We start from the raw sequence: 14,569 nt of genomic DNA, 5'->3' as shown, positions 1-14,569 counted from the left end.
GCGGTTTTCCGTCCGGAATTGCGTCAAAGAGATTTCAGAGCTTGCCGGCGAGATAGCGCGTCAGGGTTTCGCGCGCGCCGTGCGCCCACAGCGCCTTCAAGGCATGGGCGAAGGCCTCGGCGAAGACGGGTGAGCGGCCGACATCGCCATAGATGTCCTCCATCGCCAGCCAGGCCTTCGGGTCGTCCTTCGCCGCCTTCGCGGTCGCCTGCATGCGGTCCCAGCTCGGGTCGTTCGGCTCGATGACGGCGCCGCTGTCGGTGGTGCCGAAGCAGTAGCGGCACCAGAGCGCGGATTCCAGCGCGAGGCCGGCGACGCCCTTGCCCGCCTTCAGCCGGTCGGCGATCGTCGGGATGATGAATTTCGGCTGGCGGTTGGAACCGTCGAGGCAAAGCCGGCGGATGGTGTCGCCGATCTTGGGATTGGAGAAGCGGCGCTCGATGAGCTGGTAATACTCCTCCAGATCGGTGTTGGGCACCGGCGGCACGGTCGGGATGATCTCATCATGCTCGAGCTTCGACAGGAAGGCCCGCACCAGCGGCTCCTGCATGCCTTCATGAACGAAATGGATGTCCATCAGCCCGGCCGGATAGGCGATCGTGGCGTGGCCGCCATTGAGGATGCGGATCTTCATCAGTTCGTAGGGCGAGACATCCTTGACGAACTGCACGCCGACCCTTTCCAGCGCCGGGCGGCCGGCGGTGAAACGATCCTCCAGCACCCATTGCTTGAACGGCTCGCAGAACACCGGCCAATTGTCCTCGAGCCCGAAATCGTTGGCGAGGATCTTGCGCTCGCGGTCGCTGGTAGCCGGCGTGATGCGGTCGACCATGCCGTTCGGGAACGCGACCTTGTCCTCGACCCATTTGGCGAGGTCCTCGTCGATCAGCCGTGCCAGGCCTATGACGCCGTCGGAGGTGACGTGGCCGTTGTGAGGGATGTTGTCGCAGGACATGACGGTGAACGGCACGATGCCGTCGGCGCGCCGGCGCAGCAGGCCGGCAAGGATGATGCCGAAAACGGTTTTCGGCGTTGCACCCGGCTGCGCGTCGGCAACGATGTCGGGATGGGCCGGGTTGAACTTGCCGGAAGCCGGGTCGATGAAATAACCGCCTTCGGTGATAGTCAGCGACACGATCTTGATCGCCGGATCAGCAAGCCGCTCGATGATCGCGGCCGCGTCCCCAGGCGTCAGGAAATCGATCATGGCGCCGGTGACGCGGGCGCTCATGTGACCCTGGTCCTGCTCGACGACGGTGGTCAGCCAGTCCTGTTCCTGCAGCTTGGAACGGCCGATCTTCTCGCCTTCGAACACGCCGGCGCCGATCAGCGCCCAGTCATGACCCTCGCCGGTGCCGAACAGGTCGTCGAGATAGACCGCCTGGTGCGAGCGATGGAAGTTGCCGACGCCGAAATGGACGATGCCGGCCTTGAGGGCGGAGCGGTCGTATTTCGGGCCGGCGACCTTGGCCGGCAGCTTGGCGAGGTTCGAGGAGGAGAGTTTCACGGTCATCTCATTTACCCTTTGGCCGATCTGCAGCCCGACTGATTACGCCTCCTGCGAGGGAGCGAGGATGAGGGGCAACACCCGGTGTTCCAGTATGCTGCCCCTCACCTGCCCCGCGGCGTCTTCTCCGGAGGAAAGAAGAGAAGCGCCTCCCCCTCAACCCATTCCCGTCAACTCATCCCCATCAACTCATCCATTGCCCGCCATCGACATTGTAGGTCTGGGCGACAATGTATTCGGCCTCGTCGCTGGCTAGGAAAACCGCCATGCCGGCGAGGTCCTCGGGCTTGCCCATGCGGCCATACGGAACGCCTTCGCCGACCAGCCGCTTCTTCTCGCCCTTCGGCCGGTTCTCGTATTTGGCGAACAGCGCGTCGACCTGATCCCACATGTCGCTGTCGACGACGCCCGGCGCGATGCCGTTGACGTTGATGCGATGCTTGATCAGGTCGAGCCCCGCGGACTGCGTCAGCGAGATGACGGCAGCCTTGGTGGCGCAATAGACCGCGACCAGCGGCTCACCGCGGCGGCCGGCCTGGCTCGCCATGTTGATGATCCTGCCGCCCCGGCCAGCGGCGATCATCGAGCGGGCGGCGGCCTGCAGCATGAACAGCGTGCCGGCGACATTGACCGCGAACAGCTTTTCGTAGCTCGCCTTGGTTATCTCGACGATCGGCGCGAGGTCGAAGATCGCCGCGTTGTTGACCAGCACGTCGAGCCCACCGGTCTTCGCCTCGACCGCCTTCACCGCCGCCTCGATCGAGGATTGGTCGGTGACGTCGAGTTGGACAGCGTAAGCTTGTGGACCGATCGCTTTCGCCGTCGCTTGCGCCGCTTTGAGGTCGATGTCGGCAATCGCCACCGTCGCACCTTCGCGCGCATAGGCTTCGGCGAAGGCCCTGCCGATGCCGCGCGCCGATCCGGTGATCAGCGCCGATTTGCCTTTCAGCCTCACTGTCCCGTCCTCACTGGGTCAGCGCCTTCCCGTCGGCGCCGAAGCGATGCAGCTTGGCCTTGTCCGGGGTCAGGTAGACGGTGTCGCCATGCCTCACCCCAACCTCGCCATCGGCGCGCACATTGACGGTGCCGATGCCGTCCGCCTGGACGTGCAGGAAGGTGTCGGAACCGAGATGCTCGGCAACGCCGACCGTCGCCTTCCAATCGCCTGACGTGGTCGAGATGTTGAGATGCTCTGGCCGGATGCCGACGGTCTTGGCGCCATACTTTTCCGCCGGCGCGCCTTCGATCATGTTCATCTTGGGCGAGCCGATGAAACCGGCGACGAAGAGATTCTTCGGCGTCTTGTAGAGCTCCATCGGCGAGCCGACCTGCTCGATGTTGCCGGCGTTGAGCACGACGATCTTGTCGGCCATGGTCATGGCTTCGACCTGGTCGTGGGTGACGTAGATCATGGTCGTCTTCAGCTGATGGTGCAGCTCGCTGATCTCGAGCCGCATGGTGCCGCGAAGCGCGGCGTCGAGGTTCGACAACGGCTCGTCGAACAGGAAGGCCGAGGGCTGGCGCACGATGGCGCGGCCGATGGCGACGCGCTGGCGCTGGCCGCCGGACAACTGGCCGGGACGGCGCTCGAGATAGTTGGTGAGGTTGAGCACGCGGGCGGCGTCCTTGACCTTCTTGTCGATGGTCGCCTGGTCCTCGCCGGCCATCTTCAGCGGGAAGGCGATGTTCTTGGCGACCGTCATATGCGGGTAGAGCGCGTAGGACTGGAAGACCATAGCGAGCTTGCGCTTGGCCGGCGCCTCCTGAGTGACGTCGCGGCCATCGATGGTGATGGTGCCACCGCTGACGTCCTCAAGCCCGGCGATCAGCCTGAGCAGCGTGGACTTGCCGCAACCCGAGGGGCCGACGAACACGACGAACTCGCCGTCCTCGATATTGAGGTCGATATCCGGAATGATCGTCGTCGACCCGAAGGACTTGGAGACGTTCTTGAGCGTGATGTTTCCCATGGTTTCCTCCCGGGGGTAGTCTTCGTCGTCCGCCGCTTGGGCGTTGTTACTTCACGGCGCCAAAGGTGAGGCCGCGCACGAGCTGCTTCTGGCTGAACCAGCCCATGATCAGGATCGGCGCGATCGCCAGCGTCGAGGCCGCCGACAGCTTTGCCCAGAACAGGCCTTGCGGGCTGGAGAAGGAGCTGATGAAGGCCGTCAGCGGCGCGGCATTGGTGGTGGTGAGCCGGATGGTCCAGAACGCTTCATTCCAGGCCAGGATGATGTTCAAGAGCATCGTCGAGGCAATACCGGGAACCGCCATCGGCGTCAGCACATGGATGATCTCGTTCCACAGCGAGGCGCCGTCCATGCGCGCCGCCTCCAGGATCTCGCCCGGGATCTCGCGGAAGTAGGTGTAGAGCATCCAGACCACGATCGGCAGGTTGATCAGCATCAGCATGATGGTGAGGCCGATGCGGCTGTCGAGCAGGCCGGTGTCGCGGAAGATCAGGTAGATCGGGAACAGCACCGCGACGGCCGGCATCATCTTGGTGGAGAGCATCCACATCAGGATGTCCTTGGTGCGCTTGGTCGGCGAAAACGCCATCGACCATGCCGCCGGGACCGCGACCAGGAGAGCCAGGACGGTCGAGCCGACCGACAGGATCACCGAGTTCAGGAAGAACTTGAAATAACCGCTCTGCGCCTGCACCTCGGCGTAGCTTTCCATGGTGCCCGACGGGATCAGGGCAAAGCCCTGGATCGCCTCCTGCTCGGACTTGAACGAGGTGATGATCGTGTAAAGGATCGGAAAGAAGATCAGCAGGGCGACGATCCAGGCCGCGGCCGTGGCGATCGTCTTGTGCTGGGTGGTGACTGCGCGTGCCATCTTGTCCTCCCTTATTTGTCGAGGTTCTTGCCGACGGCGCGCATGGCGAAGAAGGCAACGATGTTGGCGAGAATGACGGCGATCACGCCACCGGCGGATGCCTGCCCGATTTTGAACTCCAGCAGCGCCTTCTGGTAGACGAGGAAAGGCAGGTTGGTGGAGGCGTAGCCCGGGCCGCCATTGGTGGTGACCAGGATCTCGGCATAGATCGAGAGCAGGAAGATCGTCTGGATCAGGATGACGACGGTGATGGCGCGCGACATGTGCGGCAGCGTCAGATAGATGAAGCGGCTGATGAAGCCGGCGCCGTCCATCTCGGCCGCTTCCTTCTGCTCGCCGTCGAGCGACTGCAGCGAGGTCAGCAGGATCAGCGTTGCGAAGGGCAGCCATTGCCAGGCTACGATGATGATGACCGCCGTCAGCGGGTGCTGCCCGAACCAGTCGATCGGCTGGGCTCCAAAGAAGCGCGCAATGTCGGCGAAGACGCCGTATTGCGGGTGCATGATCATGTTCTTCCAGACCAGCGCCGCGACCGGCGGCATGACGAAGAACGGCGAAATGACCAGGATACGCACGATGCCCTGGCCCCAGATCGGCTGGTCGAGCAGCAGCGCAAGAAGGATGCCGCCGATGATGGTGATCAGCAGGACCGCCACAACGATGGTCAGCGTGTTGAGAATGGCGGCGAAGAACGCCGGATTGTCGTAGAACAGCCTGTAGTTGGAGAAGCCGACAAAGCCGTCACGGATCGGGTTCAGCGGATTGTATTGCAGGAACGAGAACCACAGCGTGAAAGCCAGCGGCACGATCATCCAGACGAACAGCAGGATCACCGATGGCGCCATCATGAAACGAGCGAGCGAACGGGTTTGCTGAGTAGCCATGACGGTCACCCTCCCAAGGTCAGCCGGATTTTCAGAGTTGTGCCAGAATTTTCCCGATTTTGAAGGGTGGCCGCCCGAACTGGGTTTCGGGCGGCCACCTGCCGGTCATGATGCGCGACCGGCCTTCGGCACCGGGAGGAGCCTTACTTGATGTAGCCGCCTTCGGTCATCGCCGCGGTGGCTGCGTCCTGGGCCTGCTTGAGCGCGTCGTCGACGCTCGACTGGCCGGCAAGGGCGGCCGAGAAGAGCTGGCCGACAGTGGTGCCGAGACCCTGGAATTCAGGAATGGCGACGAACTGCACGCCGACATAGGGCACCGGCTTGACGGTCGGATGCGTCGGGTCGGCGGCGTTGATGGAGTCCAGCGTCATCTTCGCGAAAGGCGCTGCCTTCTGGTACTCCGCATTGGCGTAGAGCGAGGAGCGCGTGCCCGGAGGAACGTTGGCCCAGCCTTCCTTCGAGGCGACCAGCTCGGCATAGTGCTTGCTGGTTGCCCAGGAGACGAACTTCTCGGCGGCATCGGCCTTCTGGGTGCCGGCGGGGATCGCCAGCGACCATGCCCACAGCCAGTTGCCGCGCTTGCCGAGGCCATTGTCGGGGGCCAGAGCATAGCCGACCTTGTCGGCGACCTGCGAGGCCTTCGGATCCGAGACGAAGGACGCCGCGACGGTGGCGTCGATCCACATGCCGCACTTGCCCTGCTGGAACAGCGCCAGGTTCTCGTTGAAGCCGTTGGACGAAGCGCCTTCCGGACCGTCGGCCTTCATCAGGTCGACATAGAACTGCAGCGTGTTCTTCCATTCGGGCTGGTCGAACTGCGGCTTCCAGTTCTCGTCGAACCAACGGGCGCCGAAGGAGTTCGACATGGCGGTGAGGAAGGCCATGTTCTCACCCCAGCCGGCCTTGCCGCGCAGGCACACGCCGTTCACGCCATTGGCGCGGTCGGTCATCTTGTCGGCGGCCTGCTTGATGAAGTCCCAGGTCGGCGCGTCGGGCATCTTCAAGCCCGCCTTCTCCATCAGGTCCTTGCGGTACATGACGAAGGAGCTTTCGCCGTAGAAGGGCGCGGCATAGAGCTTGCCGTCGACCGAAAGGCCGCCGGCGATGGCCGGGATGATGTCCTTGACGTCGTAGTCGTCGCCGAGCTTGTCGAGCGGCAGCAGCCAACTCTGCTTGGCCCAGATCGGAACCTCATAGGTGCCGATGGTCATGACGTCGTACTGGCCGCCCTTGGTGGCGATGTCGGTGGTGACGCGCTCGCGCAGCACGTTCTCTTCAAGGGTGACCCAGTTCAACTGGATGTCGGGGTTGGCCTTGGTGAAGTCGTCCGTCAGCTTCTGCATGCGGACCATATCGCCATTGTTGACGGTGGCGATGGTGATGGATTCGGCATGCGCGGCGAAAGCGAGAGCGCTGGCCGACAACAGGCCCAGGGTGAGCGTGCGAAGTTTCATCAAATTCCTCCCATAAACCAAGATGAGCATTTGCCTTGGCTTTGGGCAATTACTCACTTGGAGTGAATTATGTCAAGGAGGAATCGATGCTGCAGCGCAGCAGAAATGACGCAACGTGACCGCGTCCGGCGACGTGGCCGGCCTGCTGGAAGGGGGAACTTGGAGTGGCCGGCTTACGGGCAGGCGATCTCGGCCAGGATCCAATCGCGGAAGGCGCGTATCTTCGGCACGTTGCGGCGCGCCGTCGGATAGACCAGCCAATAGGCATGGCCGTCGTCGCCGACGAGATCGAAAGGTTGGACCAGGCGGCCGTCGGCGATCTCATTCTTGAACAAGGCCCTGGTCAGGATCGCCACGCCATGGCCGGCCATCGCCGCGTTCGCCTCATAGGCCTGCGCGCCCATGCTGGAGCCGGGCCGCTTAGCGAGGTCATGCCCGGCAACGCCGGCGGCCTCGAACCATTGCGACCACCAGATGTCGCCGGGATCGAGGATCGGCAGGCGCAGCAGGTCGGCCGGCTCGCTGACGCCGCCGATGCTCGCCGCGAGCCTGGGGCTCAGCATCGGCGTGAAATCGGCGTCGAGCAGCTTATGCGCCTCCAGGCCCGGCCACTTGCCGCCGCCGGAGCGGATGGCGAGATCGACGTCCTCGCGCGCGAAATCGGTCAGGCGGCTCGACGTGTCGAGCCGCACGGCAAGCGCGGGATGCTCGAGTTGGAACGAGCCCAGATGCTGCGCCAGCCAGTTCGAGGCGAAGGTCAGCACGGTGGTGACGCAGAGCAGGCCGTCGGCGCCGCCGCGCGCCGCGGCATAGGCCTGGCCCAGGATGGAAAAGGCCTCGCTGACGGCGGGCGCCAGGCGCTGGCCGGGCTCGGTCAACTCGATCTGCTTCGGCCTGCGCAGGAAAAGCGGGCCGCCGATGCGCTCCTCGAGCAGCTTGATCTGGTAGCTGGCAGCCGCCTGGGTCATGCCCAGTTCCTGCGCCGCCTTGGTGAAGGACAGGTGCCTTGCCACCGCCTCGAACACCCGGATCGCCTGCAGCGGCGGCAGCGGCGCAAGCTGCGGGGGCTTCAGATCGGGCATAAAACCTCCTTATGGGTCATGATCGAGGTTTAATTGGAAGGACGAACCAGCCAACCCGATATTTGGGGTCGACGATCAATCGAGTTCAAGCACTAGAGCGCTTCACCGTTTCACAGAAACGGTAAACCGCTCTAACTCTTTGATTTTACGCAATTCCGAACGGAAAACCGCTCACACTTTTCCTGGAATTGCTCCAACGAAGGCTGAAGATCATGACCACGATCCAGGAAAAGCTCGTTTCCACCCCGGCGCAAGGCTGGTTTTTCACGCTGGTGCGGGAATTTGCAAGGTTTTCGGGCCGCAGGCGCGGCTATATCGATGTTCGGGAGCTATCCGAGCATCTGCAGCGCGACATGGGTTTCCTCGACGGCAACGATCCGCGCGGGCCCTCGCAATAGGCGGCTGTTTTTATCGGCAGTCAGCCTGCGAGCAGCGCCGCGGCCGTCCGTTCATCGGTGATGAGGCCGTTGACCAGCCGGCGATTGACCGCCGCCAGAATGCCCGGCAGCTTGCGTTCGCCCATGGCCAAGGCGATGACCAGCGACTTCTCCCGCGACGGCAAGGCGGCCGATGAGACACGGTCGTTGGTGATGCCTTCGATCATGCGGCCTTCGCGGTCGAACACCCAGCCGACGATCTCGGCGATGCCGCCGGCCTTCTGCAGCGCCTTCAACTCGCTTTCGGAGATGAAGCCGTCCTCATAGAGCGGCGCCTTCGGACCGAGATCGCCGATACCGATAAAGGTGACGTCGGCCTCGGCGGCCAATGCCAGGGTCGGCTGGATCATCGGCTGGTTGAGCAGCATCTCGCGCTCTTCCGGCGAGGAGGCGATGACCGGCAGCGGCATCGGGAAGGACCGCGCCTTGACGCGGTCGGCCATGGTGAAGATGACGTTGTAGAAGGCGGCCGAGCCGTCGGGCGAGATGTTGCCGGTCAAGGACACGACCTTGTGCTGCGGACATTCCATCGGCGGCAGCTGCTCGATCGCCGCCTTCAGCGTGCGCCCGGTACCGATTGCCATGACGATGGGGGCTTCCGAGCGCAGCCGGCGCTCGATCTCTGCCGCTGCCGCCTCGGCGATGCCGATCGTCGTCGAGTTCGACGTCGGATCGCTCGGCACCACTTCGACAAGGTCGAGCGCGAAGCGTGACTTCAGCCGCGCGGCGAGGTCGAGGCAGTTGGCGATCGGATGATCGACGCGTACCTTGATCAGGCCCTCCGACATGGCGAGCGACACCAGCCGCTGCGCCGTCTGCCTGGAGATGCCTAATTTGGCGGCGATCTGGTCCTGCGTGTTGCCGGCAACATAATAAAGCCAGCCGGCGCGCGCGGCGTCGTCCAACCTGGTGCTGCCGGTTTCCTGTCGCGAATTCACGTCCTGCCTCCCCGCCCGCGAGAATGCTGAAACGGGCGCCATAGCTTACAGCGAATACGCCGACGCGCAATTGTCTATCGAAAGGGCAATTGCTTGGAGGCATCCATGCCACCCGAAAGGTCGATGCATCGCTTGCCCAACCATTCGCCGGCGGGACGGTTTATCTCGACCGGGAAACGTACTAAAGCGCGTCGCGATCTTTCAGATTCGCTCCATGCGCTTTAGTTTTTGTTTTGCGCATGTCTTTGTCCCGAAACTGGTTACCACTTTCGGGAGACATGCTTTAAGGGGATCGGCGAAGGAGCCGCGCATGACGCCGAAAGCCGTTTTCTGGGATATGGACGGAACGCTGGTCGACAGCGAGCCGCTGCATGAGGCTGCCCTTGTGGCGGCGCTGCGCAGCGTCGGCGTCGCGCCGCCGCACGACCTGCATGAGCGCGTGCTGGGTATCGCCGCTTGGCCGGTCTACGAGATGCTGCGCGACGAGTTCGGCCTCGACCTGCCGTTCGACGACTGGATCGTGCGCAAATACGATCACTATCTGCCGATGGCCGAGACGCTGAAGCCGCGTCCCGGCGCGATCGAAGTGTTCAACGAATTGCGCGCGCTCGGCGTCGAGCAGGCAGTGGTGTCGAATTCCGACCGGCTGATCGTCGACGCCAATCTGCGCGCCGTCGGCCTCACCTATCCGGGCATGATGACGGTCAGCCGCAACGACGTGATCGACGGCAAGCCGCTTCCCGAACCCTTCCTGCGCGCCGCTTATCTCGCCGGCGTCGATCCGGCAGATGCGTTTGCCGTCGACGACAGCCTGACCGGCGCCATGGCCGGGCTGGCGGCCGGCATGAAGACGATCTTCTGGCCGGAAGCGCCGATGGAAGGTCCGCCCGGCGCCATCGTCATCAACAGCGCCGCGGAGTTGCGGGCGCAGTTGGGGCTCTAACCGCAGGCGTCGGCGCTGCCCCTCATCCGCCTGCCGGCACCTTCTACCCGTGAACGGGGAGAAGGAAGGAGCTTCAGTTCCGGTAGACCGGCTCTTCCTCGTCGAGGATCGCCTTCAGCTCGGCCAGATGGCGTTCGGCCTGGCCGGGGTAGTCGTCCATCTCGCGCGCGGTCTTCTCGGCGATCTCGTCGGAGAGCGTGCGCAGCGGCCGGCCGGTCCACAGCGCCTTGATGTAGGTCTCGGCGGCGCGCTCGAAATAGAACATGCGGTTGAAGGCGTCGGCGACGGTGTCGCCGATGACCATGACGCCGTGATTGCCCATGACCATCACCTTGACCTTGGGGTCGGTGAGAAGCTGCGAGCAGCGCTCGCCCTCCTCCTCGAAAGCCAGCCCGCCATAATTGGCGTCGACGACATGGCGGTTGAAGAACATGGCGGAGTTCTGGTCGACCGGCGGCAGCGTCGAATCGGCGAGCGAGGCGAGCACCGTGGCGTGGATCGAATGGACATGCATGGCGCAGCGCGCATGCGGGACATTGCGGTGGATGGCGCTGTGCAGGCCCCAGGCGGTCGGATCGGGCGCATTGGGACCGGACAGCGTTTCGGGATCGTTGGCGTCGATCAAAAGCAGGTCGCTCGCCTTGATGCGCGAGAAATGCACCTGGTTCGGGTTCATCAGGAATTTGGTGCCGTCCTCGTTGACCGACAGCGAAAAGTGGTTGGCTACCGCCTCATGCATGTTGAGCCGGGCGGTCCAGCGGAAGGCGGCGGCGAGGTCGACCCGCTCCTCATAATAGGGCAGGTTGCTCAGCGGTTCCTTGTGCAGGCGGGCAAGGCTCATCGAAAATCCTCCTGTTTGGGTGAGAATGCCGTGCCCGACGGCTGCCAGCAACCGCAAACTGGTAGGTCAGCGGCTCAGGCAGCAGGCCGTTCCGACTGCAGCCCGCCATGCTCGACGATGAAGTCGATCACGTCCTGCAGACCCTTGCCGCGCGACAGGTCGGTGAAGCCGAAGGGCCGCTTGCCGCGCATGCGGCCGGCATCGGACTCCATGATTTCGAGGTTGACGTTCACATAGGGCGCCAGATCGCTCTTGTTGATGATCAGGAAGTCCGAGCGGGTGATGGCCGGGCCGCCCTTGCGCGGGATTTCCTCGCCCTGGCAGACCGAGATGACATAAAGCGTCAGATCGGCAAGGTCGGGCGAGAAGGTGGCGGCGAGATTATCGCCGCCGGATTCGATGAAGATGATGTCGAGGTCGGGGAATTTTTTGTTCAGCTCGGCGATTGCCCGCAGGTTGATCGAAGCGTCCTCGCGGATGGCGGTGTGCGGGCAGCCACCGGTCTCGACGCCGACGATGCGTTCTTCGGGCAATGCTTGCAGCCGCGCGAGCATCATCGCATCCTCCTTGGTGTAGATGTCGTTAGTGACGACGGCGATGGAGAAGTCGTCGCGCAGCGCCTTGCAGAGCTTTTCGGTGAGCGTCGTCTTGCCGGAGCCGACCGGGCCGCCGATGCCGATGCGAAGAGGGCCGTTTTTCGACGTCATGCCGGGAACTCCGAGATAGCGAGAACTGCAAAGCCCAACCCGATCAACAGGCAGAACGGCGAATAAAGACGCTGGTCGAGCCGCGCGAAAGGCTGTTCAGGCGCGAGCCGGCGCCACCAGGGCGTGAAGCCGGCAATGCCGCGGCCGAGGAAGACGAGGCCGATCATCAATGCGGTGGCCGCCAGGCCTTCTCTCGGAAAGGGCGTCGCAAAGACACCCGCGAGCGCCAGCGGCCAGAGCGTCGCGAGCGTGAGGCACGCGGCGACGGCAAAACTCGCGAAGGACGACGGCATCTCGTCGACGCCGCGGAAACCGACCACGGCGCGGGCGCAGGACGCCTGGTCCGTGCCCGGCCAGATGCCGCCTATGCCCCAATAGACATGCAGCGTGGTGATCAGGAGCAGGACGAAGGAGAGGGTGACGGCAAGCACGATCATGAGCGGAACAGCCTGGAGTATTGCGTCTCATGCTGCATCGCCGTGATATCCGACATGAAGGCCGCGCCCCCGAGATCGTCGAGCGTCGAGGCGGCGGCGCGCGATGCAGTCATCAGCGCCAGAGATTCGAAGCCGGCTAACAATTGGACGGCGTCGGCCTGGCCAACGACGCCGAGCCTGATCGCCGCCTGCACGAGATTGGAGAAGAAAGCCTGGAGGAAGGCGGACAGCGCCTGCGAAAGATCGATGCCGCCGCTCCCGGCAACAGCGCCGACTGCCACGCAATAGGGGCAATCGGTCGGCAAACGCTGCAGCACCGGAGACGGCCAGGCGGACGCCGCCTGGAGAAAGGCCGTGCCCTGCAGCATGGTTTCGAGATGACGCTCCCGCGAGCCGGCAATCGCCTCGGCCAGCGCGGCGACTTCCGCCAGATCACCACCGTCGCGCGCGCGGCGCCAGCTTTCGGCGAACAGCACGGCATCGTTCCAGCCCGAGCCGACCTCGACCAGCGTCTCCAGCCAGCCGGCCAGATCCTCGCGATTGGCGATCAATCCATCGTGCACGGCGTACTCGAGGCCATGGCTGTAGGCGAAGCCGCCGACCGGAAAAGCCGGCGACAGCCAGGCCATCAGCCGCAGCAGAGCGACGCTGGAAAGCCGCTCAGTCATGATGATGATGGTGACCGTGGTCGTGGTGATCATGCGCGTGGCCGTGATCATGGTCATGGTGGTCATGATCGTGATGATCATGCGAATGGCCGTGGTCGTGGCCATGGCCGGAATAGGCGCCGCGCACCGGACTGAATGGTTGCGATACCTCGTTCACCGTGGCGCCGAGACCTTCCAGCATCGCCTTGATGACATGGTCGCGCAGGATGAGGATGCGGTCCGCCTCGATAGCCGCCGCGAGATGGCGGTTGCCGATGTGCCATGCAAGCTCGGTGAGATGAAGGGTGTCGCGGGCGCGGATGTCGTAGACCTCCTCGGACGCCGCGACGATCTCGAGCTGGCGGCCGTCCTCCAGCACCAGCCGGTCGCCATTGGCCAAAGCCACCGGTTCGGGCAGGTCGACCAGCACCTTGTCGCCGGTCGCGGTTTCGATGGCGCGGCGACGAAGATGACGCTCGTCATGCGGCAGCACAGCCTTGTCATAGGGCGTCGCCGAGCCAGCTTCGCCGGCTAGCAGCACCGAGACGGCGCGTGGGAATTTGGTGAAATCGGTGTTGATGTTGAGCTTCATTTCATGGCTCCGCCATTAGCTTGGGCGCGGGCACGAGCGGGTCGCGACAGCACACGGTCGAAATAAGCATTCACCCGGTCCGACTCGATCGGGAACCGGCCGGCGCGGGCCCAGCCGCCCATGTCGCCCAGCAAGACGTCGACGGCCGAAAAGCGGTCTCCCAAGGCAAAGGGCTTGTCGCCAAGCCGACGGTCCAGCGCTTTTATTTCGGAGGCGAAATCATAGGCCGCGGCCGGCCCGACATCGACGCGAACATCCTTTGGCAACAGGAAGCGGTGGCGCAGCTTGTTCCACAGCGGCGCTTCCAATTCGCTCTGGGCGAAGTGCATCCAGGAGTCCATCTCGGCGCGGCCGGCGAGACCAGGGTTCGCGCCCATGCCCTTATCGGCGTGCTTGTCCGCCAGATAGACGCAGATTGCCGCCGAATCCGTGACTTCGATATCGCCGTCGATCAGGATCGGCACCTTGCCGGAGGGGTTGAGCGCATAGGCTTCCGGCGAGCGCAATTTGACCTCGACGAACGCGTAGGGCTGCTCGAGCTCCTCGAGCATCCAGAGCACCCGGCTGACGCGGGAGCCGCGCGATCCGACGGCCTTGTACATGGTTGAACCTTGCTTTTCCGAGACCCTAGACCATACGCAACGTCAGCCCAATGCCGCTCAGACGATGGTGTCGAAGAGCCGCAGGATGAAGGATATCTGGTAGATGAGCGCGGCCGCGACGAAGGCGATATGGAAGCGGCGATCGCGCACCAGGATCGCGATCAGGCAGAGCGCCACGAAGACCGGCGTGCGGAACAGATATTCGTTGCCGAAGCGGGCGAAATGCTCCGGCCCCTTGAGCAGGGTGTCGACGACGTCGAGCAGATAGGTCGCCGCCAGCAGCCCGAAGAACCAGGCGCGGCGCGAATAAAAGTAATCCTCGTAGCTGGTGTAATCGAGCATCGAATCCGGAAACAGCAGCGCGCACATCAGGAACAGCGTGATGGCGTAGAAGATGATGAAAAGATATTTGCCGAAGGTCCAGTTCTCGATGGCGTAGAGGCCGAACTCCCACCACCAGAAATGCACCATCATCAACAGCACCGACGCGACCCAAGCGAGATGCACCACGTAGAGCCGGTACTGGCCGGGATGCTGGACAAGGCGGGCGACCCCCGACAGCAGCCGGGTGACGCCAAGGCCGATCACCATGCCCATGACGATGCGGATATGCGGGAAGATGTCGTGCGGAGAGGCGATTTCGGTGGCCATGGCCTA

The 14,569-nt window shown here is 63.7% G+C and carries 17 protein-coding genes; 2 read left to right on the top strand and 15 right to left on the bottom strand.

Annotation, left to right across the window (positions count from 1 at the left end; all coding sequences use genetic code 11):
* Positions 1-34 precede the first annotated feature (34 nt).
* From FJ471_RS05565 to FJ471_RS05535, 7 genes are all read right to left on the bottom strand, one after another.
* Positions 35-1,513 carry a mannitol dehydrogenase family protein gene (locus tag FJ471_RS05565; RefSeq protein ID WP_140802156.1) on the bottom strand — a complete coding sequence of 493 codons (1,479 nt, stop codon included), beginning with the start codon at positions 1,511-1,513 and terminating at the stop codon, positions 35-37.
* Positions 1,514-1,691: 178 nt separating this feature from the next.
* Entirely contained in the window at positions 1,692-2,462 is a 771-nt protein-coding gene (locus tag FJ471_RS05560) for an L-iditol 2-dehydrogenase (RefSeq protein ID WP_140802155.1), read from the bottom strand.
* Between the two features lie 10 nt (positions 2,463-2,472).
* Positions 2,473-3,477: an ABC transporter ATP-binding protein gene (locus tag FJ471_RS05555; protein WP_140802154.1), complete on the bottom strand. Its 1,005-nt coding sequence runs from the start codon at positions 3,475-3,477 to the stop codon at positions 2,473-2,475.
* Between the two features lie 46 nt (positions 3,478-3,523).
* Complete coding sequence (locus tag FJ471_RS05550) at positions 3,524-4,348, bottom strand: carbohydrate ABC transporter permease (RefSeq protein ID WP_140802153.1); 825 nt, start codon at positions 4,346-4,348, stop codon at positions 3,524-3,526.
* An 11-nt stretch (positions 4,349-4,359) separates the two neighbouring features.
* Complete coding sequence (locus FJ471_RS05545) at positions 4,360-5,232, bottom strand: sugar ABC transporter permease (protein WP_140802152.1); 873 nt, start codon at positions 5,230-5,232, stop codon at positions 4,360-4,362.
* 143 nt (positions 5,233-5,375) lie between these two features.
* Positions 5,376-6,686: a sugar ABC transporter substrate-binding protein gene (locus FJ471_RS05540; protein WP_140682453.1), complete on the bottom strand. Its 1,311-nt coding sequence runs from the start codon at positions 6,684-6,686 to the stop codon at positions 5,376-5,378.
* A 173-nt stretch (positions 6,687-6,859) separates the two neighbouring features.
* A complete protein-coding gene (locus FJ471_RS05535; protein WP_140802151.1) occupies positions 6,860-7,768 on the bottom strand; it encodes a LysR substrate-binding domain-containing protein in 909 nt (302 codons plus the stop codon).
* 212 nt (positions 7,769-7,980) lie between these two features.
* Here FJ471_RS05535 and FJ471_RS05530 point away from each other — a divergent pair, with 212 nt between their 5' ends.
* A complete protein-coding gene (locus FJ471_RS05530) occupies positions 7,981-8,166 on the top strand; it encodes a hypothetical protein (RefSeq protein ID WP_140802150.1) in 186 nt (61 codons plus the stop codon).
* A gap of 20 nt (positions 8,167-8,186) precedes the next feature.
* Here the strand turns inward: FJ471_RS05530 and FJ471_RS05525 are convergent, their stop codons facing one another.
* Positions 8,187-9,143 (bottom strand): sugar-binding transcriptional regulator, encoded by a 957-nt coding sequence (locus FJ471_RS05525; RefSeq protein WP_140802149.1) that lies wholly within the window; start codon positions 9,141-9,143, stop codon positions 8,187-8,189.
* Positions 9,144-9,453: 310 nt separating this feature from the next.
* On the opposite strand from FJ471_RS05525, the gene FJ471_RS05520 reads away from it, so the two are divergent.
* Positions 9,454-10,086 (top strand): HAD family phosphatase, encoded by a 633-nt coding sequence (locus FJ471_RS05520; RefSeq protein ID WP_140802148.1) that lies wholly within the window; start codon positions 9,454-9,456, stop codon positions 10,084-10,086.
* A gap of 73 nt (positions 10,087-10,159) precedes the next feature.
* Here the strand turns inward: FJ471_RS05520 and FJ471_RS05515 are convergent, their stop codons facing one another.
* From FJ471_RS05515 to FJ471_RS05485, 7 genes are all read right to left on the bottom strand, one after another.
* Entirely contained in the window at positions 10,160-10,927 is a 768-nt protein-coding gene (locus tag FJ471_RS05515) for a class II aldolase and adducin N-terminal domain-containing protein (RefSeq protein ID WP_140802147.1), read from the bottom strand.
* Positions 10,928-11,001: 74 nt separating this feature from the next.
* Positions 11,002-11,634 (bottom strand): urease accessory protein UreG, encoded by a 633-nt coding sequence (ureG, locus tag FJ471_RS05510; protein ID WP_140802146.1) that lies wholly within the window; start codon positions 11,632-11,634, stop codon positions 11,002-11,004.
* On the bottom strand, positions 11,631-12,071 hold the full coding sequence (locus tag FJ471_RS05505) for a DUF3995 domain-containing protein (RefSeq protein ID WP_140802145.1): 441 nt from the start codon (positions 12,069-12,071) through the stop codon (positions 11,631-11,633). Before FJ471_RS05505 ends, ureG begins: the two co-directional genes overlap by 4 nt.
* Positions 12,068-12,739, bottom strand: a complete 672-nt coding sequence (locus FJ471_RS05500) for an urease accessory protein UreF (RefSeq protein ID WP_140802176.1) — start codon at positions 12,737-12,739, stop codon at positions 12,068-12,070. The genes FJ471_RS05505 and FJ471_RS05500 overlap by 4 nt, the downstream gene beginning before the upstream one ends.
* Entirely contained in the window at positions 12,732-13,310 is a 579-nt protein-coding gene (gene ureE, locus FJ471_RS05495) for an urease accessory protein UreE (RefSeq protein WP_140802144.1), read from the bottom strand. The genes FJ471_RS05500 and ureE overlap by 8 nt, the downstream gene beginning before the upstream one ends.
* The gene (locus tag FJ471_RS05490; protein ID WP_140802143.1) at positions 13,307-13,912 is read right to left on the bottom strand and encodes a glutathione S-transferase family protein; all 606 of its coding nucleotides are present in this window, start codon (positions 13,910-13,912) and stop codon (positions 13,307-13,309) included. Before FJ471_RS05490 ends, ureE begins: the two co-directional genes overlap by 4 nt.
* A gap of 57 nt (positions 13,913-13,969) precedes the next feature.
* The gene (locus FJ471_RS05485) at positions 13,970-14,563 is read right to left on the bottom strand and encodes a hypothetical protein (RefSeq protein WP_140802142.1); all 594 of its coding nucleotides are present in this window, start codon (positions 14,561-14,563) and stop codon (positions 13,970-13,972) included.
* Between the last annotated feature and the right edge of the window lie 6 nt (positions 14,564-14,569).

It is taken from the genome of Mesorhizobium sp. B2-7-1, from assembly GCF_006440735.1.
Lineage (GTDB): Bacteria > Pseudomonadota > Alphaproteobacteria > Rhizobiales > Rhizobiaceae > Mesorhizobium.
The sequence above is the reverse complement of the archived record's forward strand: the minus strand, read 5'-3'. Positions and strand labels throughout refer to the sequence as shown.

Coding starts and splice junctions, on each gene's coding strand:
- FJ471_RS05565 (WP_140802156.1), bottom strand. CDS start 1,513: ATGACCGTGAAACTCTCCTCCTCGAACCTCGCCAAGCTGCCGGCCAAG.
- FJ471_RS05555 (WP_140802154.1), bottom strand. CDS start 3,477: ATGGGAAACATCACGCTCAAGAACGTCTCCAAGTCCTTCGGGTCGACG.
- FJ471_RS05550 (WP_140802153.1), bottom strand. CDS start 4,348: ATGGCACGCGCAGTCACCACCCAGCACAAGACGATCGCCACGGCCGCG.
- FJ471_RS05545 (WP_140802152.1), bottom strand. CDS start 5,232: ATGGCTACTCAGCAAACCCGTTCGCTCGCTCGTTTCATGATGGCGCCA.
- FJ471_RS05540 (WP_140682453.1), bottom strand. CDS start 6,686: ATGAAACTTCGCACGCTCACCCTGGGCCTGTTGTCGGCCAGCGCTCTC.
- FJ471_RS05535 (WP_140802151.1), bottom strand. CDS start 7,768: ATGCCCGATCTGAAGCCCCCGCAGCTTGCGCCGCTGCCGCCGCTGCAG.
- FJ471_RS05530 (WP_140802150.1), top strand. CDS start 7,981: ATGACCACGATCCAGGAAAAGCTCGTTTCCACCCCGGCGCAAGGCTGG.
- FJ471_RS05520 (WP_140802148.1), top strand. CDS start 9,454: ATGACGCCGAAAGCCGTTTTCTGGGATATGGACGGAACGCTGGTCGAC.
- FJ471_RS05515 (WP_140802147.1), bottom strand. CDS start 10,927: ATGAGCCTTGCCCGCCTGCACAAGGAACCGCTGAGCAACCTGCCCTAT.
- ureG (WP_140802146.1), bottom strand. CDS start 11,634: ATGACGTCGAAAAACGGCCCTCTTCGCATCGGCATCGGCGGCCCGGTC.
- FJ471_RS05505 (WP_140802145.1), bottom strand. CDS start 12,071: ATGATCGTGCTTGCCGTCACCCTCTCCTTCGTCCTGCTCCTGATCACC.
- FJ471_RS05500 (WP_140802176.1), bottom strand. CDS start 12,739: ATGACTGAGCGGCTTTCCAGCGTCGCTCTGCTGCGGCTGATGGCCTGG.
- ureE (WP_140802144.1), bottom strand. CDS start 13,310: ATGAAGCTCAACATCAACACCGATTTCACCAAATTCCCACGCGCCGTC.
- FJ471_RS05490 (WP_140802143.1), bottom strand. CDS start 13,912: ATGTACAAGGCCGTCGGATCGCGCGGCTCCCGCGTCAGCCGGGTGCTC.
- FJ471_RS05485 (WP_140802142.1), bottom strand. CDS start 14,563: ATGGCCACCGAAATCGCCTCTCCGCACGACATCTTCCCGCATATCCGC.